The sequence below is a fragment of the Flavobacterium sp. B330r genome (genome assembly GCF_056824325.1).
The window spans coordinates 3,409,416-3,427,821 of the sequence record NZ_CP124860.1; the positions used below are offsets into that span (position 1 = coordinate 3,409,416).

Here is an 18,406-nt window from a genome sequence, read left to right on the forward strand (position 1 = left end):
GAATTTGGATTTTCAAAATTGGAATTTGATATTTAAAATTGTGGGATTTTTAAAAAATTTGAATTTAAACTCATTTTTGGGTTTATTTTTTGGTTTTTCAGACAATTGTGTTAATAACTTAAGTGCTTTAACTCGTATTTTAATGGGTATATAGCTTGCGATTTCATATATTTGCGTGTTAGACAATAAATACATTTTAGAATAAATTATATGAGCGAAGAAATCAAGAAGAACAATTATTCAGCAGATAGTATTCAGGCATTAGAAGGAATGGAGCACGTAAGAATGCGTCCATCAATGTATATTGGAGATGTAGGAGTTCGAGGACTGCATCATTTAGTTTATGAGGTTGTTGATAACTCTATTGATGAGGCCATGGGAGGGCATTGTGATACTATTGGTGTCTCAATAAACGAAGATGGTTCTGTTACAGTTGAAGATAACGGACGTGGTATTCCAGTAGATTTACATAAAAAAGAAGGAGTTTCTGCTCTTGAGGTTGTAATGACAAAAATTGGAGCCGGAGGTAAATTCGACAAAGATTCATATAAAGTTTCCGGAGGTTTACACGGGGTTGGGGTTTCGGTTGTAAATGCCCTTTCTGTTCACATGAAATCTACTGTATTTAGAGAAGGTAAGATTTATGAGCAAGAATACGAAAGAGGAAAATCTTTATATCCAGTAAAACAAATCGGAGAAACAGATAAAAGAGGTACACGCCAGACTTTTTATCCAGATGATACCATCTTTACTCAAACTACCGAGTTTTCATACGATACGCTTTCAGCTCGTATGCGTGAGCTTTCTTTCTTAAATAAAGGAATCACAATTACTTTTACAGATAAGAGAGAAGTTGATGAAAAAGGCGAATTTAAAAGCGAAGTATTCCATTCTGATGAAGGGCTTAAAGAATATATTCGTTATTTAGATGGTAACCGTGAGCCAATTGTTTCTCATGTTATTAGTATGGATAATGATAAAGGCGAAATTCCTGTTGAGGTTGCCTTAATTTACAATACAAGTTATACTGAGAATATTTTCTCTTACGTAAATAATATCAATACGCACGAGGGAGGAACGCATTTACAAGGTTTTAGAAGTGGTTTGACAAGAACACTTAAAAAATATGCAGATGCTTCTGGTTTATTGGACAAATTAAAATTCGAAATTGCTGGAGATGACTTCCGTGAAGGATTAACAGCTATTATTTCGGTAAAAGTATCTGAGCCTCAGTTTGAAGGACAAACGAAGACTAAACTTGGAAATAGAGAAGTTGTTTCTCCAGTTTCTCAAGCGGTTGGAGAAATGTTGGAGAATTATTTGGAAGAAAATCCAAATGATGCGAAATTGATTATCCAAAAAGTAATCTTAGCAGCTCAAGCACGTCACGCAGCGAAAAAAGCGCGTGAAATGGTACAGCGTAAAACCGTTATGGGCGGCGGCGGATTGCCAGGAAAATTATCGGATTGTTCGGAGCAAGATCCAGCAAGATGTGAGGTTTACCTTGTCGAGGGAGATTCGGCTGGTGGAACAGCAAAACAAGGACGTGATCGTAACTTTCAAGCGATTCTGCCATTGCGTGGTAAAATCTTGAACGTTGAAAAAGCGATGCATCATAAAGTATTCGAAAACGAAGAGATTAGAAATATCTTTACTGCATTAGGAGTTACAGTAGGAACTGCAGAAGATAGTAAAGCATTAAATCTTGAAAAACTAAGATATCACAAAGTAATCATCATGTGTGATGCCGATGTCGATGGTAGCCACATTTCTACCTTAATATTAACGTTCTTCTTCCGTTTTATGAAAGAACTTATTGAAGAAGGTCACGTTTACATTGCAGCACCGCCTTTGTACTTAGTTAAAAAAGGAAATAAGAAAGAATACGCATGGAATGATGTTCAGCGTGATCAGGCTAACGAAAGAATGGGAGGAAGTGCCAATATTCAACGTTATAAAGGTCTTGGAGAGATGAACGCGGAGCAATTATGGGAAACTACAATGGATCCGAATTTCAGAACTTTACGCCAAGTAAATATTGATAGTCTTGCCGAAGCTGATCAGGTTTTCTCTATGTTGATGGGTGATGAGGTACCGCCTCGTAGAGAATTTATCGAGAAAAATGCAGTTTATGCAAATATTGATGCATAAAATGAAAATTTAATAATTCCAATTCGTTTAATTGTTTAAATTTACTAGACAATTAAACGAATTGTCTTTTTAAAGAATAGACAAGATTAATAACCGATAAAGTATAAAATATGAAAGTTACCATTGTAGGAGCAGGAAATGTTGGAGCTACATGTGCAGATGTTATTTCTTATAGAGGAATTGCTAGCGAAGTAGTATTGTTGGATATTAAAGAAGGTTTTGCCGAAGGTAAAGCATTGGATATTACACAATGTGCGACAAATACTGGTTTTAATACTAAAGTATCTGGCGTTACCAACGATTATTCTAAAACTGCAGGAAGCGATGTAGTAGTAATTACATCAGGAATTCCGAGAAAACCAGGAATGACAAGAGAAGAGTTGATAGGTATAAATGCAGGCATTGTAAAAACAGTTGCCGAAAATGTACTGAAATATTCTCCAAATACTATAATTGTTGTAGTTTCCAATCCGATGGACACGATGACGTATTTGGCTTTAAAAGCCACAGGTCTTCCAAAAAATAGAATTATAGGTATGGGAGGTGCTTTAGATAGTTCTCGTTTTAGAACATATCTTTCATTAGCTCTAGATAAACCAGCAAACGATATTTCGGCAATGGTAATTGGAGGTCATGGAGATACAACTATGATTCCGTTGACTCGTTTAGCATCTTATAACGGAATTCCAGTATCGGAGTTTCTTTCAGAAGAAGTATTGCAAAAAGTTGCTGCAGATACAATGGTAGGAGGAGCAACCCTTACAGGTCTTCTAGGAACTTCTGCTTGGTATGCTCCAGGGGCTTCTGTAGCTTATTTAGTAGACAGTATTTTGAATGATCAGAAAAAAATGATTGCATGTTCTGTTTTTGTAGAAGGAGAATATGGTCAAAATGATATATGCATAGGAGTGCCGTGTATAATTGGTAAAAACGGTGTCGAAGAAATTCTCGATATAAACTTAAACGATCAGGAAAAGGCTTTATTTGCGAAAAGTGCAGATGCAGTTCGTAGTATGAATGATGCCCTAAAAACGATTTTAGTATAATAAAAACGGCAAAAAAGAAAAAAAGCTGCACTTTTGCAGCTTTTTTTTTGAGATTAATTAATAAATAAATTGGTTAATATTTTCGTTAATTATATATTTGCTCGGTTTAAAAAAAAATTGGTAATTCGTGATCTCGTTTTTTTGTTTTAAAAAATCATGTCAGGGCTTATTTTATGGGAGTTTAAAACAAAAACAAAAATAAAACATAATTAATTTTTAGTAATAATGCAGAATAAAGGACTTATTAAATTTTTCGCAATTCTATTTGCATTGGTAAGTATTTACCAACTATCATTCACTTTTGTGGCAAATGGCGTCAAAAGTGAAGCTAAAGCTTTTGCAGGAGATAATCCTGATAAAGAGCTGAAATATTTAGATTCTATTGGTAAAGAAAAAGTATTAAACCTTGGTTTTACTGATTTCACTTACAACGAAGTGAAAAACAAACAGCTTAATAAAGGTCTTGACTTAGAAGGAGGAATCAACGTGATTCTTCAAATTTCTATTAAAGATGTATTAAAAGGTTTGGCTAATAATTCTAAAAATCCAGTTTTTAATAAATCATTAGCTGATGCATCTGCAAATTTAGAAGGAAACAAAACGTATTTAAATAAGTTTTTTGAAGCTTTTGAAGCAAATTCAAAAGGAACAGTAAAATTGGCATCGCCAGATATTTTCGCTAACAGAAGTCTTCAAGGAGAAGGTGGAGTAGACTTTCAAATGTCTGATGCGCAAGTTCAAAAAGTTATCAAAAGAAAAGTTGATGAGTCTGTAGAAAGTGCTTTTAAAGTATTAAGAGAGCGTATCGACAAATTTGGTGTTACACAGCCAAACATCCAGAAATTAGGAGAAACAGGAAGAATCTTAGTAGAGCTTCCAGGTGCTAAGGATGTGGATAGAATTAAAAAATTATTAGGTGGAAAAGCTCAATTAGAGTTCTGGGAAACTTATAAAATTGAAGAAATTGGTAATTTCTTAGTTTCTGCTAACGAGGCTTTAAAGAAAACTGAAGTTAAAAAGACTGAAACTAAAACAGTTGTTAAAGATTCATTGAATGCATTATTAACAGATGCTAAAGATTCTTCAGACGTTAAAAAAGGAAACAATCCTTTATTTGATAAAATTATTGGTAATGGTGGTGGACCAGTTTTAGGGTACTTTGCTCCTAAAGATACTGCTGCTATCAATGAATATTTTAAAAGACCAGAAATTAGAGTTTTATTAGGTGCTGACCAACACTATGCGAAATTTGTATGGAGCAAGCCAACAACTATAAAAGATCCTAAAGCTAAAGATGTAAAAAGTGCAGCTGATATCGAAGTTGTTGAATTATATGCTTTAAAAGGAAACAGAGACAATAACCCAGCTATGAGCGGTGGTGTTGTAACTGATGCAAAAGATACTTTTGACCAAATGGGTAAACCTGCAGTTTCTATGCAGATGAACAGCCAAGGTGCTAAAGTTTGGGAAGAGTTAACAGGAAGAGCTTTCGCTCAAAAAAGCTACATTGCTATTGTATTAGATGATATCGTATATTCTGCTCCAGGTGTAACAAGCGGTCCTATTGCTGGAGGAAGATCTGAGATTACAGGTTCATTTGATGTAGCTGAAACTAAAGATTTAGCAAACGTATTAAATGCAGGTAAATTACCAGCTTCTGCAGATATTATCCAGTCAACTGTTGTTGGTCCATCTTTAGGACAAGCGGCTATTGATGCAGGTACAATCTCTTCTGTATTAGGTTTCTTATTAGTTTGTGTTTGGATGGTATTCTATTATGGTAAAGCAGGTTGGTATGCAAATCTTGCCTTATTATTAAACTTACTATTCTTATTCGGAATTATGGCAAGTTTTGGTTTTGTATTAACATTGCCAGGTATTGCAGGTATCGTACTTACATTAGGTACAGCGGTAGATGCGAACATTATTATCTACGAAAGAGCAAAAGAGGAATTGCGTGAAGGTAAATCACTTTCTGAAGCAGTTGCAGCTTCTTACGGATGGCATGGTGCAATGCGTTCTATTATCGACGCTAACGTTACTCACGTTTTAACTGGAGCTATCTTGTTTATTTTTGGAACAGGTCCTATTAAAGGTTTCGCGTTAACATTGTTAATTGGTATCGTAACTTCATTGTTTACATCAATCTTTATTGCTAGAATCTTTATTGACAGAAACATTGCAGGAAAAGGGGATTTAACTTTCTCTACAAATATTACTAAAAACTGGTTTACTAATTTCCACTTTGATTTTATCAAAGTGAAAAAATTCACTTATATCTTCTCTTCTATTGTAACAGTAGTAAGTTTGGTTTCTATCTTCTTCGTTAACGGATTAGATGAGGGTGTTGATTTTGTTGGAGGTAGAACTTTCCAAGTTAAATTTGAAAAAGAAGTTGATGCAACTGTAGTTTCTGATGAATTATCTGCTGCTTTCGGTACTCCGGTTGAAGCTAAAATTTTAGGAGATGATGATCAGTTGAAAATCACAACTAAATATAAAATTAAAGAAGATGGTGTAGCTATTGATGAGGAAGTAAACCAAAAATTATACGCTTCATTACAGAAATATTTCCCAAATACTTCTTACGATAAATTTATCAACTCTTTTGACGGTAAAAAAGTTGGAGTATTACAAGCTTCTAAAGTTGGAGCTTCTATCTCTGAGGATATTAAAACTAACTCATACTGGGCAGTTCTTGGAGCGATGGCAGTTATTTTCTTATACTTAATGGTATCTTTCCGTAAATGGCAGTATTCATTAGGTGCGATTGCAGCTGTTGCGCATGACGTTGTGTTTGTATTAGGAGTTTATTCATTATGTTATAAATTCATGCCTTTCCACATGGAAATGGACCAGCACTTTATCGCTGCGATCTTGACTGTAATTGGTTACTCTATGAACGATACGGTAATTGTATTTGACAGGGTGAGAGAGTTTATCATCGGAAACCGTAAAGGAAGTTTCGAAGATATCGTAAACGCTTCTATTAATACTACATTATCAAGAACATTGAATACTTCATTAATGATGATTATCGTATTATTAACGATGTTTATCTTTGGTGGAGAATCTATCAGAGGATTTATCTTCGCAATGTTAATTGGTATTATCGTTGGTACTTACTCTTCATTATTTATCGCTACTCCTGTATTGGTTGATACGATTTCTAGTGATGAGAAACACACAATCGAAGACAAACATAATAAAGCATAATTACTGTTTTAATTATATAAAAAAAGATCCAGCGAAAGCTGGATCTTTTTTTTGTACTATATTTAAATAGAATTTTAAAATGATTTATGACAAGAAAATTACTTTTAGTATTATTGTTTCTTATAGCTGTAAAAATGACTGCACAGAAAGACGATTCAAATTTTTCTTTAGGTTTTAATTATGGTTTTGGAAGTGAATTTAGTAATAGAAACTATACGTTTACAAACCACTTTTATAAATTTCAGCTGTATTATAAAATAAAGGAAACAAAGCATTTTCAATATCAGATTTTAGTTCAGCCGGAGATTAATTTTGCTGAGCATCAATTATTGAATTTCTATTTTGTGAAGCCTGAAACACCAAACTATCAGCAAAAAAGAGATCAATATACGCGTTTAAAAGATGTTCGCGAATATGTGCTTAATTGTGGTTTTTTAATTCGCAAGCCTATTGGTCAAGTTTGTTCTTTTTATGTTTTGGGCAGTATTGGTCCTATGATTACAGATACAGAAACAGAGCGAATTTCTAAAGGTTTTGCTTTTGCCGATGTTTTGGCGGTCGGTTTTACTGCAAGTTATAATAAATTTCAGTTTGATATTCGTCCAAGTATAAGACATGTTTCTAATGCTGGATTAGGAAGTAGTAATGCGGGCTATAATACAAAGAATATTGAATTTGGTATATCTTATCAATTATAAAAAGAAAAAGCCCAATACGTACGATATTGGGCTTCTTTATTTAGAGTAATTGATTTTATGCTTCAGCTAAAGGATTTCTCTGAGCTCTTATGATAAAGAAAAGCCCAATAATGATAAAGGGTATGCTTAGCCATTGTCCTGTTGAAAATAATCCTAATTCGCTTTCAAAACCTCCTTGGCTTTCTTTTACAAATTCTACAACGAAACGAACAGCAAATAATAACACTAAAAATAATCCGAATAAAAGACCAGATTTAAGTCTTGCATTTGTTCTCCAGTATAAAAAGAATAAAATAGCGAATACAAATATATAACAGAAAGCTTCGTACAATTGAGTTGGATGTCTCGAAGGGACTTCTGCTAATAATGTTGCAAATTTTGGATCGGTTGCAATTGCGGTATAAGCGTCTTTAGGGTCTGCAATTCCGGTTTTCTGTACTGCTTCGGCTTTACTGAATGTATCGTGAAGAAATCGAATTCCGAATGCAGAATTAGTTTCGTGACCAATAATTTCAGAGTTGAAGAAGTTTCCTAAACGCACAAAAATAGCTCCGCTTGCAACAGGAATTACTACACGGTCTAATATCCATAATAAAGAGCGTTTTAGTATTTTTTTACTGTAGTAGTACATTGCAATAATAATTGCAATTGCAGCTCCGTGACTTGCTAATCCTTGGAAACCTGTGAATTGAAACTCAGGCTCGAATTTAAATGGCAAGAAAATTTCAAGTAAATGATTTCTAAAATATTCCCAATCATAAAAGAAAACATGACCTAAACGTGCTCCAATCAAGGTTGCTAGAACAGTCCAAACAAACAAAGAATCTAGTTTTTCAATTGATTCATTTTCTCTTTCGAAAATCTTTTTCATTAAGAACCATCCTAATCCAAAGGCAATTACAAACATTAAGCTGTAATAGCGAATCATAAAAAATCCTAAGTTGATTCCCTCAGAAGGATTCCAAACTAAATTTAAGGCGTGTGTCATGTATAAATGTTTTTATATAGCTGTAAAAATAAATATTTAATGTAAAGTACCGCTTTCTAAAAAGTTAATGTTTGTGGTTGCATTTCTTTTCTGGTACAGGATCGTAACCGGTTCTTCCCCAAGGATGACAACTCAAGATACGTTTAATGCCTAAATAGCCGCCATAAAACAGTCCGTGAATTTGTAGTGCCTGAATCATGTAAGTCGAACAAGTTGGCTCAAATCTGCAGGCAGCAGGTGTAAATGGTGAAATGGCAGTCTGATAAAAACGGACTAACAATACAAATGGATATATTAGAATTTTTGAAAACATATTTTTTTTGTATAAGTTAGTTTGTAGTGGTCAGTGTTCAGTATTTTAGTGTACAGTCAGTTCAAAGTTTGAATCTGAATACTAAAATACTGAACACTGACCACTTTTTTTATTGTATACTAAAAGTAGTTCCTTCTTTTCCGTCTTTAAGCTGAATCCCTAAAGCAATTAATTGATCGCGAATCTGGTCAGAAAGCGCAAAGTTTTTATCTGCTCTAGCTTGATTTCTCATGCCAATAAGCATATTTACTACACCTTCCAATTTATCGCTATCAGCATCAGCCGCTTTGTCATCGTTAAGGCCTAAAACGTCATATACGAAAGCATTTACCGCTGTTTTGAAATCAGATAAATCTTCGCTAGAAATCGTTTCTTTGCCATCTTTTAATAGATTGATATAACGAACAGCTTCAAATAATTGCGCAATTAAAATTGGCGTATTGAAATCATCATTCATTGCGTCGTAGCAAAGTTGTTTCCATGCTGCGAAATCTATTGAACTAGAACTTCCTGCAGTAATGTTTGGTAAAGCATCAAGTGCTTCCATTAATCTTTTATATCCTTTTTCGGCAGCCACAATTGCATCATCAGAGAAATCTAAAATACTTCTGTAGTGTGCTTGAAGCATAAAAAAACGCGTCACTGAAGCAGAAAATGGCTTGCTTAAGATGTTGTTGTCTCCGCTAAGAATTTCGCCTGGAAGAATATTATTTCCAGTCGATTTTGCCATTTTCTTTCCGTTTAAAGTAAGCATGTTGGCATGCATCCAATAATTTACTGGAGCCTGACCTGTGCAAGCTTCGTTTTGAGCGATTTCACATTCGTGGTGTGGGAATTTTAAATCCATTCCACCTCCGTGAATGTCAAAATGATTGCCAAGATATTTGGTGCTCATTGCAGTACATTCAAGATGCCATCCTGGGAAACCATCGCTCCAAGGAGAAGGCCATCTCATGATATGTTCTGGCTCGGCTTTTTTCCACAATGCAAAATCTTGTGGGTTTCTCTTGTCAGATTGTCCGTCAAGATCACGCGTATTTGCCAACATATCGTCGATATTTCTACCGCTTAAGATACCGTAATTATTTGTTTCGTTATATTTTACAACATCAAAATATACAGATCCATTGGCAACATAAGCAATGCCTTTATCTATGATTTTTTTAATAATTTCGATTTGCTCAATAATATGGCCTGTAGCTGTAGGTTCAATGCTTGGCGGTAAAAAGTTGAAAGCTTTTAGAATGTTATGAAAATCTACAGTATAGCGCTGTACAACTTCCATAGGTTCCAATTGCTCCAAACGTGCTTTTTTAGCAATTTTATCTTCACCTTCATCCACATCATCTACGATATGCCCAACATCGGTAATATTTCGAACATAGCGAACTTTATAATCCAAATGCAGAAAATACCTGAAGATTACGTCAAAAGACATAAAAGTTCTCACGTTTCCTAAATGGACATTACTATATACGGTAGGTCCACAAACATACATTCCAACGTTTCCATCATGGATGGGTTTGAAATCTTCTTTTTCGCCAGAAAGCGAATTGTATATTTTGAGCGGTTGACTGCTATATAGTGGCATATTTTTTAGTTGATTTTTTTAGAAGCTATTCCTGCTGTACGCTGTATCTTTTATCTCGTGAAAACGAGACCATAAAAGGATGTCGCTTCCATCAGGGCTAGATCATAAATATAATAGAAATATTGTATATTTAGAACTGAGTGTCTAGTTTAATATAGTCTAAGAATTCTCTTTTCGTTTGAGGATCTTTGAATTTTCCGCCGAACTCAGAAGTTACTGTACTACTTTCGATATCTTTAATACCGCGAGAGTTTACACAAAGGTGTTTTGCATCGATAACGCAAGCAACATCTTCTGTTCCTAAAGCTTTTTGTAATTCTTGAACAATCTGCATTGTAAGACGCTCCTGTACTTGAGGTCTTTTAGCATAATACTCAACGATACGATTCATTTTTGATAAACCAATTACACGTCCGCTTGAGATATAAGCCACGTGAGCACGCCCGATAATTGGCAGTAAATGGTGTTCGCAAGTAGAATAAACCGTAATGTTTTTTTCTACAAGCATTTCGCCATATTTATAATTGTTGTCAAAAGTAGAAGCTTTTGGCTGTTTTGCTGGGTTAAGACCACCAAAAATTTCCTTTACAAACATTTTTGCAACTCGGTTTGGAGTTCCTTTGATGCTGTCGTCTGTCAAATCCATTCCAAGAGTTTGCAGAATGCTTTCAACATCTTTTTTAATTTTTTCTATTTTTTCTTCGTCAGTTATATCAAAAGCATCTTCTCTTAGAGGATTTTTTGCATTACTGCTAAAGTGATTATCTCCTATTTCGTCTAAAAATTCTTCGTTGTTTATCATTAAAAACTACTATTAGTATATGTATTCCTTTTTAAGGCGGTAAAGATAATTAATAAATAGGAAACCTTTTCTATCGTTTTTACTATTTAATCGTCTGTTTTTGGATATAATTTAAATTATAAGAAATCTATTGATAGTTTGGATTTTATAATTCTTAATAATTTAGCTATTTAATTTTAATTGTAGGATTATTCTTTACTATTGAATATGTTTGCATTTTAAAACCATAGTTATGATTAAAAAGATATTGTGTTTTGTTTTATTAATAGCAGCTGTATTTGGCTACTCACAAAATTATGTTCCTATAGATACACTAGATAGACCTCAAAGAGATGAATTTATCACTCATTATAAGCAGGTAAGTGAAAAATTTAATAAAAACATTAGAGCAAAGTACTCAGGTAAAACGGGAAGGGAATTAGAGCAAAATTATAAAGAGTTTCAAGGAGAATTTATAAAAGAAATAAGTAAGGGAAGTTTTTCTTTTTATCCTAAATTTAGTAATGACCTTAATAATGTTATTACTGAAATTAGAAAGACAAATGATAGTGTTCCAGATGATTTGCAAATATTAATTTCAAAAGATAATACTCCAAATGCGTATTGTATGGGCGATAGAACTTTTGTTGTAAATATGGGATTGTATTATCTTCTTGAAAACGAAGATCAGGTTGCAAGCGTAATTTGTCACGAACTTGGTCATTATCTATTAAGCCATTCTACAAAAAGTCAATTGAGACGAATTAATCAAAACGAACAGGATAAAGATAAGGTAAAACAAATTAAAAAGCAGAGATACAATCGTTCTGCCACTGCTTTTGAACTTTTTAAAAACAAAACCTACGAAACAGCCGATTATAAAAGAACCGCAGAGCTACAAGCAGATTCTTTAGGTTATCAATTATTAAAAGAAACAAAATATGATAAATTGAGTTTTGTCAGTGCCTTAGAATTATTAGCGAAGTATGATACATTAAAATCGAAAGAATTAAAAGTAGAAGTTTATAAAAAATATTTTAGTCTTCCGAATCAGGAATTTAAAGAAAATTGGCTTAAGAGAGAAGATTTCTCGTCTTATGATTATTCTTTATATAAAGAAAAACTGAATAAGGATTCTTTAAGTTCTCATCCTGAGATGGCAGACCGAATAAAAAGACTAAAAGAACTTTTTCCAGAGCTTAACGAGAAAAGCAAGGAAGTTAAAACAACAGATTCATTTAACGAGTTAAGTAAGGTTGCTGAATATGAAAGACTTCCTAACCTTTATGGCAGTGAGGATTATGGAGTTGGAATTTATTTGGCCTTATTAAATTTGCAACGAGATAATGATGTTATTTATTACAAAGAATGGATGGGTAAATGTTTTCAGAAAATATATGAAGCTCGAAAAAACTATACCCTCAATCGTTATCTCGACCGAATAGACCCTAAAAATCAAAGTGAGAGCTATCAGCAATTTTTAAGTTTTATGTGGAATCTCTCTTTGGATGAATTAAAAAACTTCGCTGATTTTTATAATAACAAAAGCTCCTAAATTTTAGGAGCTTTTGCTTTTTTAATAGTTTAGTTTCTCTAAACGAATCTGGTTGTATTTTTCTTTTTCGTTGTATTCTCTTAAAATAAGATAGCCGTCTTTGGCAACATATGGAACAATAGTATTTTCTTTAGAAGTAATAGGAAATTCTTCAGTATTTACTTTACCATTAATAACAGAGATAATACCTAGAATCCAAGTTTTTTCTTTGGTTATTTCATCTTTTCTTTGATCACTATAGAAATAGACAGATCCCAAATCATCTTTGATATATTGTGAAAAGAGAAAATCAGAATATTCTCCTTTGCTAATATCCTTATAAATGGTTTTTACTTCTTTTAATTTAAAGTTATTATCAAAATTGAATAGTAAAAAGTCCTCTGTTTTATAAGGAGATCTGGTTGCCAAATCAGCAATTACACCAGCAATTGGTATAAATGATAGTGCAGTAAGAGGTCTTTTTTCATCTTTATATTTTTCAAAAAGCATTGCAATAGACCCGTCTTCATGAATAGTAAAATCTCTTTGACCTAAATTAAATTTGCCATCCATCTTACCGTGTTTGTCTACGGTAATGAAATCTTTGGCATCTAAAAATTGAAAATGTGTTTCTGAAATGTTTTTGCCATTATCATCCAAATTAATTATAATTTTTTTATATAAACAATCATTTTTATTAGTATTAGGAGTTCCTTCTAAAATAATTAATTGATGATTTGTAATAATTTTATAATCTAATAAATTTTCAGATTTAGTATTTAGGTTATTAGTTTCATAAACTACTTTTCCAGATGTTTTCTCAACTACCTTAATTCCTTTAATGATATAAGAAGAAGTTGCTTTAGATAGTATCATAAAATAAAAATAATTATCATCTTTAAGCCCTAAATCCGAAAGTTCATTATTAGAGTATTCGTCTTTTTTAGCATCGAATAATTTATTAACCTCGATTTCCCACAATTTTGTTGAATCTTTTGTTTGACAATATTCCATCGTAGTCACACAATAGCTATCATCATCATATTTGCCGAGACCCTTATGGTGTTTTTTATAATAATGATCTTTGTCCTCATATACGTATGTAGTAAAATCATTTTTAACGTATAAATTCGATTTATCCGGAAACATTTTTAAATAATCTTTGGTAAGAGTTTTAAAATTATTTTTAGACGGTTTTAGCTCCTTCCTTTGTCCAAAAACATAAACAAAAGGATTACCGATTTCTGATTTATCTAAATCAATAACATTGTAGATGTTTAGTTTATTTGAAAATTGTGATATTAGTTTAATTTCGGAATCTAAATTAATATATATACTATATCTTAAGAATTTTGTTTGATCAAAAATTTGATTAAACTCCAAATCACTAAATTTATTAAGATTTTTATCAAAAAAAATCAATTTTCTTTTTATCTGATTTTTATCTGATTTTCCTAAATCATAAATGGCATAATATCCCCAAAGCTTGTTTCTTAGTACTCCATTTTTATTATATTCGGGCTTATATAAAGCTGAAAAATTTAACATTCGCCCAGATGATAAATTAATTAAATCTTGTGTTTGAGCTGTAACTGAGATCGTAAGAAAACAGAAAATTATAAGTGTTATTTTTTTCATCTTTTTTAATAATTCAGTTTCTCTAAACGAATCTGGTTGTATTTTTCGTTTTCGTTATTTTCTCTTAGCAGAATATAACCTTCCTTGGCAACATATGGAGTGATTTTAATATTTTCAGATGAAATCGTAATCTGTTCTTGGTTAAATTTACCTTTAATTATAGTATTTATAAAAAGAGATGTTTTTTTATCTTTTCCTTCGTCTTTGTAAAAGAAGACAAAATCTTTATCATCATTACAATATTGAGAAAAGAGATAATCATTAATAGTGTACCTTTTATCTTTTTCTTTTTCAAAAGCTTTTATTCCTTGTAATTTAAAATCTTTATCTGTATTTAGATATACCATGTCGGAAGTATTGTTGCCATCTCCTACCTTGATTTTTTCTGTAAGTATTCCAGTACTTCCATCTTTCATAAAAAAGAAATCCCTTATTTCTAGAGAATATCTATTTTTTAGTGTGCCGATACGATCAATTTCTGGGAAGTATTTTTTTAAGTCAGTTGCAAAATCTATAACATCGGTACGAACTTCAAATGTTTTTTTATCAATCAATAGTCGGATATATCCATTAAAATCATAATCATGAGCATTCATAAATTTATTAGAAAAATATTTTCCAACTAGTACAATCTTGTCGTTATCAAAAGATTTACTATTGTTTACTCTGTAAGTTGGAAAAAGAGAATAAAATGTAGTTATATTTTGTATTGTACGTTTATCCAGATCATTATTTAAAGGTGAATTAGCAACAATTTTACCTGTCGCTAAATCAAGTACGATTAAAGAAAAACTGTATTTGGTACGTGATTCTGTTTTTTCCAAAATGCAATACATATTCTTGTCATCAATATCTATCACATTAAGAGATTCATAGCTTTTTTTATTGCCATCTTGATTGTAAGAATATGTCCATAGTTTTTTTTTATTTTCATTAAATCTAGTAATGTTATTGTTATTAGCGTATTCTTTGTGATCTTGATAATCTAGAATTATAAACCCCCCTTGTTTTATTTCTTTTACAACAGACTCATATATATAACCTTTTTCTTTGAGTTCAATTTCGTTATCTTTCTTTTTATCGCTTAAAGATTTGCTATTTGAACAATGCATAACGGCACCGTTTTCATAACAAAACTTTTCTTCTTTTTCAATTTCATTCTTTTTAATGTCTATAATTTTTGAACTTGGATATATGAAGTGTTTACTTTTATAGCTTTTATCGCCTGCATCTATCGAAGGTGTCAAAACGATTTTACTATGCATATTTATGTAAGCATCATAAGTTTCTACAACTGATTCAGCTTCAAATTCATTATTTGCAACTTTATTCAGATTTTTATCTAAGATAATATACTCAAAGTTTTTTTTGCCCTCTTCTAATTTTCCGGTCGTGTACAAGGCGAAATATCCGAAGAGTTTATCATTTTTTTCGTATAGTATTTTAAAATTAATTAGAGTTCCATTAGCTAAATTTGCTAAATCTTGTGATTGAGATCTTCCTACAGCAATAGCTAAAAGAAGAAATAATAGTATAAAATGTTTTTTCATAAATATTTTTTAATTATTGCTTTTGCACTTCATAAAGTGAAGAAACAATACAAAAATAAGAAAAAACCTATATAAATATATTAATAAAAAATTAATTTGTAAGAAATTTAAATGTTTTTCATGTATTTCAATTGTTGAAAGCTCTAAAAACAAGTTTAGCCACAAATTCATAAAGTGACTTATGAATTTGTGGCTAAAAATTAAAAGATAATATTATTTAAATATTACTTGCTTTGAATATGTTTGTACTCATTTCTTGTAAACTAAAAGTGCTTCTTTTAAAATATTTACCGCTGTAATCAGATCTTTTTTGTTTAAAACATAAGCAATACGAACCTGATTTAGTCCCATTCCAGGTGTCGAATAGAAACCTTTGGCAGGAGCAATCATTACCGTTTCGCCATTTAAATTGTAACTTTCAAGGAGCCATTGCGCAAAATCATCTGAATCTTTTATCGGAAGTTCTGCAATACAATAAAAAGCACCTTTTGGTTTTGTTACAATAACGCCTTCAATTTTATTTAATTCGGCAATCAGTGTGTTGCGGCGTTCTTTATATTCTGCAATTACTTCATCAAAATAACTTTGAGGTGTATCAATTGCAGCTTCGCAGGCAATTTGTTCAATTGTTGGCGGACTCAAACGTGCTTGAGCAAATTTCATTACTGTTGCTAAAACGTCTTTGTTTTTTGTTACCAAACATCCAATTCTTGCCCCGCACATACTGTAACGTTTAGAAACAGAATCGACCATGATTACATTTTGCTGTACATCTTCTAAATTCATTACGGAAAAATGAACATCATCTCCATCGTATAAAAATTCGCGATACACTTCATCTGCGATTAAGTATAAATCGTGTTTTTTAATTAAACCAGCCAGTTGTTTAATTTCTGCTTCAGAATATAAATATCCAGTCGGATTTCCAGGATTGCAAATCAGAATGGCCTTTGTTTTGGGTGTAATTAATTTTTCAACTTCTTCAATACTTGGTAATGCAAAAGCAGTTTCGATAGTAGAAACTAATGGAACTACAGTTGCACTTGTTGAAGATGCAAAAGCATGATAATTAGCATAAAAAGGTTCTGGGATAATAATTTCATCTCCAGGATCTGTAATTGTGGCCAGTGCAAAAAGTAAGGCTTCAGAACCACCAGTAGTTACAATGATATCTTCTGTGTTAACGTTTACATTTTGGCGCTGGTAAAATTCTGCTAATTTTTTTCTATAGCTTTCGTATCCGGCAGACGGACTGTATTCTATAAGAGTTAAATCAATATTTTTTACCGCCTCGATGGCCACTTCCGGTGTCTTGATATCCGGTTGACCAATGTTTAAGTGATACACCTTGTGTCCTTTTTTCTTTGCTAAATCAGCAAAAGGAGCCAGCTTGCGTATCGGAGATTCGGGCATGTTTTTTCCCTTGAGTGAAATTGTCGGCATGAGTATAAATTATTGAAGTGCAAATTTGCATATTTTTTTCGTATTTAACGTAAATAATAAGGGTACTTCTAAAAATGTAACAATAATAAATATATTTACTAATTTTATAATAAAATATTGTCAATGAAAAAATATATAGTATTGTTTTTTGGGTTATTCTTACCTTTTTTGCTTTTTGGACAAGGCGATTTCATATTGGAAAACAATGCAACTAAGGCTACAATACCTTTTAAACTGATTAATAATCTTATTTTTATTCCTATAAAAGTAAATGGAGTCGAGCTAAATTTTCTGTTGGATTCGGGCGTCGAAGAAACAATTCTGTTTAGTATGGAAGAACAACAAGAAGTTAGTTTTAATAATGTTGTAAAGATTAAGCTTCGTGGTTTAGGAAGTGAAGAGGAAATAGAAGGTCTAAAATCGACAAAAAATATTTTAGAAACTCATGGTCTAAAATCAAACGATCATATGGTTTTTATTATCCTAGATCAAAGTTTTAATTTGTCTTCTCATATCGGAATTCCTGTCAACGGAATTATCGGTCATAAATTCTTTAGAGATAATTTTGTCGAAGTTAATTATCAGAAAAAGAAAATAATAGTTCATGCAAAGACTGCTAAATATCAAGAAAAATTAGAAAAAAAGTTCAAAATGGTTCCGATAACTGTTGAAAAAGCGAAACCATACATCATGACAACAGCGACAGTTAATAATGAGCAAGTTCCAGCGAAGCTTTTAATTGATATTGGAAATAGCGATGCTTTCTGGATTTTTGAAAATGATAAAATCAAACTTCCGAATAAAAATTTTCCTGACTTTCTAGGAAAAGGATTCAGTGGAGACATTGAAGGACATCGTGCTAAAATCGATAAATTTTCTATTGACGAATTTGATTTTAAAAAGCCAATTGTTTCTTTTCCTGATTCTGTATCGGTTCGCAACGTTAAGATGGTTCCAGGACGTATAGGATCTGTTGGAGGCGAAGTTTTGAAACGATTTACTTTGGTTTTAGACTATGGAGGAAAAAAACTGTACTTGAAAAAAAATGGGAAATTTGGAGAACCATTTACATATAATAAAAGTGGAATCACTGTTCAGCACAACGGACTTCAGTGGGTACAGGAAACAGTGCATTTAGAAACCGTACGAGTTGCATCTTCAATGGGAGAATTACAGGAAAAGGACAAAAACGACAATAATTTTAAATATAAATTTGCTCTTAAGCCTGTTTATGAAATAGTGAATGTGCGAAAAAATTCTGCTGCCGAAAAATGCGGATTGCTTAAAGGAGATATTATTGTCAGTATTAACAAAACGCAGCCCTATAAATATACTCTCCAGCAAATAAATAATCTTTTAAAATCAGAAGATGATGTTTGGATTAATCTTGAAGTCGAACGAAATAGTTTGGTGCTTAAATTTAGATTTAAACTGGAAGATGAATTGTAAAAGATTGA

Annotated in this window: 13 protein-coding genes; 6 read left to right on the forward strand and 7 right to left on the reverse strand. The window is 32.1% G+C overall.

Annotation, left to right across the window (positions count from 1 at the left end):
- Positions 1 to 210: 210 nt before the first annotated feature.
- The 4 genes from gyrB to QLQ95_RS15095 all read left to right on the forward strand — a co-directional run bounded on the left by gyrB (position 211) and on the right by QLQ95_RS15095 (position 7,111).
- Positions 211 to 2,151, forward strand: coding sequence for a DNA topoisomerase (ATP-hydrolyzing) subunit B (gene gyrB / locus QLQ95_RS15080; protein ID WP_095931436.1), 1,941 nt, complete (start codon positions 211 to 213; stop codon positions 2,149 to 2,151).
- Positions 2,152 to 2,261: 110 nt separating this feature from the next.
- Positions 2,262 to 3,197, forward strand: a complete 936-nt coding sequence (gene mdh, locus QLQ95_RS15085) for a malate dehydrogenase (protein WP_250835262.1) — start codon at positions 2,262 to 2,264, stop codon at positions 3,195 to 3,197.
- 225 nt (positions 3,198 to 3,422) lie between these two features.
- On the forward strand, positions 3,423 to 6,413 hold the full coding sequence (gene secDF / locus QLQ95_RS15090; RefSeq protein ID WP_482500445.1) for a protein translocase subunit SecDF: 2,991 nt from the start codon (positions 3,423 to 3,425) through the stop codon (positions 6,411 to 6,413).
- Between the two features lie 86 nt (positions 6,414 to 6,499).
- Positions 6,500 to 7,111: an acyloxyacyl hydrolase gene (locus tag QLQ95_RS15095; RefSeq protein WP_482500446.1), complete on the forward strand. Its 612-nt coding sequence runs from the start codon at positions 6,500 to 6,502 to the stop codon at positions 7,109 to 7,111.
- Positions 7,112 to 7,166: 55 nt separating this feature from the next.
- Here QLQ95_RS15095 and lgt read toward each other — a convergent pair whose 3' ends face one another.
- From lgt to folE, 4 genes are all read right to left on the reverse strand, one after another.
- Positions 7,167 to 8,099, reverse strand: coding sequence for a prolipoprotein diacylglyceryl transferase (gene lgt, locus QLQ95_RS15100; RefSeq protein ID WP_320493975.1), 933 nt, complete (start codon positions 8,097 to 8,099; stop codon positions 7,167 to 7,169).
- Positions 8,100 to 8,163: 64 nt separating this feature from the next.
- Positions 8,164 to 8,412 (reverse strand): membrane protein insertion efficiency factor YidD, encoded by a 249-nt coding sequence (gene yidD, locus QLQ95_RS15105; protein WP_428237878.1) that lies wholly within the window; start codon positions 8,410 to 8,412, stop codon positions 8,164 to 8,166.
- Between the two features lie 109 nt (positions 8,413 to 8,521).
- Positions 8,522 to 10,003, reverse strand: a complete 1,482-nt coding sequence (cysS, locus tag QLQ95_RS15110; RefSeq protein ID WP_482500448.1) for a cysteine--tRNA ligase — start codon at positions 10,001 to 10,003, stop codon at positions 8,522 to 8,524.
- A gap of 130 nt (positions 10,004 to 10,133) precedes the next feature.
- Positions 10,134 to 10,805, reverse strand: coding sequence for a GTP cyclohydrolase I FolE (gene folE / locus QLQ95_RS15115; RefSeq protein ID WP_095929803.1), 672 nt, complete (start codon positions 10,803 to 10,805; stop codon positions 10,134 to 10,136).
- 232 nt (positions 10,806 to 11,037) lie between these two features.
- On the opposite strand from folE, the gene QLQ95_RS15120 reads away from it, so the two are divergent.
- The gene (locus QLQ95_RS15120) at positions 11,038 to 12,339 is read left to right on the forward strand and encodes a M48 family metallopeptidase (RefSeq protein WP_482500450.1); all 1,302 of its coding nucleotides are present in this window, start codon (positions 11,038 to 11,040) and stop codon (positions 12,337 to 12,339) included.
- 21 nt (positions 12,340 to 12,360) lie between these two features.
- Here QLQ95_RS15120 and QLQ95_RS15125 read toward each other — a convergent pair whose 3' ends face one another.
- The 3 genes from QLQ95_RS15125 to QLQ95_RS15135 all read right to left on the reverse strand — a co-directional run bounded on the left by QLQ95_RS15125 (position 12,361) and on the right by QLQ95_RS15135 (position 16,949).
- Positions 12,361 to 13,956, reverse strand: a complete 1,596-nt coding sequence (locus QLQ95_RS15125; protein ID WP_482500451.1) for a hypothetical protein — start codon at positions 13,954 to 13,956, stop codon at positions 12,361 to 12,363.
- Positions 13,957 to 13,961: 5 nt separating this feature from the next.
- A complete protein-coding gene (locus QLQ95_RS15130; protein WP_482500453.1) occupies positions 13,962 to 15,506 on the reverse strand; it encodes a DUF6770 family protein in 1,545 nt (514 codons plus the stop codon).
- A gap of 249 nt (positions 15,507 to 15,755) precedes the next feature.
- Positions 15,756 to 16,949 carry a pyridoxal phosphate-dependent aminotransferase gene (locus tag QLQ95_RS15135; RefSeq protein ID WP_482500455.1) on the reverse strand — a complete coding sequence of 398 codons (1,194 nt, stop codon included), beginning with the start codon at positions 16,947 to 16,949 and terminating at the stop codon, positions 15,756 to 15,758.
- 123 nt (positions 16,950 to 17,072) lie between these two features.
- Between QLQ95_RS15135 and QLQ95_RS15140 the strand changes: the two genes are divergently transcribed.
- Positions 17,073 to 18,398 (forward strand): PDZ domain-containing protein, encoded by a 1,326-nt coding sequence (locus tag QLQ95_RS15140; protein ID WP_482500456.1) that lies wholly within the window; start codon positions 17,073 to 17,075, stop codon positions 18,396 to 18,398.
- The last annotated feature ends 8 nt before the right edge of the window (positions 18,399 to 18,406 follow it).

Excerpts from the sequence above, each read along its gene's own strand:
- QLQ95_RS15125 (WP_482500451.1), bottom strand. The coding sequence starts at position 13,956 with ATGAAAAAAATAACACTTATAATTTTCTGTTTTCTTACGATCTCAGTT.
- yidD (WP_428237878.1), bottom strand. The coding sequence starts at position 8,412 with ATGTTTTCAAAAATTCTAATATATCCATTTGTATTGTTAGTCCGTTTT.
- lgt (WP_320493975.1), bottom strand. The coding sequence starts at position 8,099 with ATGACACACGCCTTAAATTTAGTTTGGAATCCTTCTGAGGGAATCAAC.
- QLQ95_RS15095 (WP_482500446.1), top strand. The coding sequence starts at position 6,500 with ATGACAAGAAAATTACTTTTAGTATTATTGTTTCTTATAGCTGTAAAA.
- QLQ95_RS15140 (WP_482500456.1), top strand. The coding sequence starts at position 17,073 with ATGAAAAAATATATAGTATTGTTTTTTGGGTTATTCTTACCTTTTTTG.
- mdh (WP_250835262.1), top strand. The coding sequence starts at position 2,262 with ATGAAAGTTACCATTGTAGGAGCAGGAAATGTTGGAGCTACATGTGCA.
- QLQ95_RS15135 (WP_482500455.1), bottom strand. The coding sequence starts at position 16,949 with ATGCCGACAATTTCACTCAAGGGAAAAAACATGCCCGAATCTCCGATA.
- cysS (WP_482500448.1), bottom strand. The coding sequence starts at position 10,003 with ATGCCACTATATAGCAGTCAACCGCTCAAAATATACAATTCGCTTTCT.
- secDF (WP_482500445.1), top strand. The coding sequence starts at position 3,423 with ATGCAGAATAAAGGACTTATTAAATTTTTCGCAATTCTATTTGCATTG.
- folE (WP_095929803.1), bottom strand. The coding sequence starts at position 10,805 with ATGATAAACAACGAAGAATTTTTAGACGAAATAGGAGATAATCACTTT.
- QLQ95_RS15120 (WP_482500450.1), top strand. The coding sequence starts at position 11,038 with ATGATTAAAAAGATATTGTGTTTTGTTTTATTAATAGCAGCTGTATTT.
- gyrB (WP_095931436.1), top strand. The coding sequence starts at position 211 with ATGAGCGAAGAAATCAAGAAGAACAATTATTCAGCAGATAGTATTCAG.
- QLQ95_RS15130 (WP_482500453.1), bottom strand. The coding sequence starts at position 15,506 with ATGAAAAAACATTTTATACTATTATTTCTTCTTTTAGCTATTGCTGTA.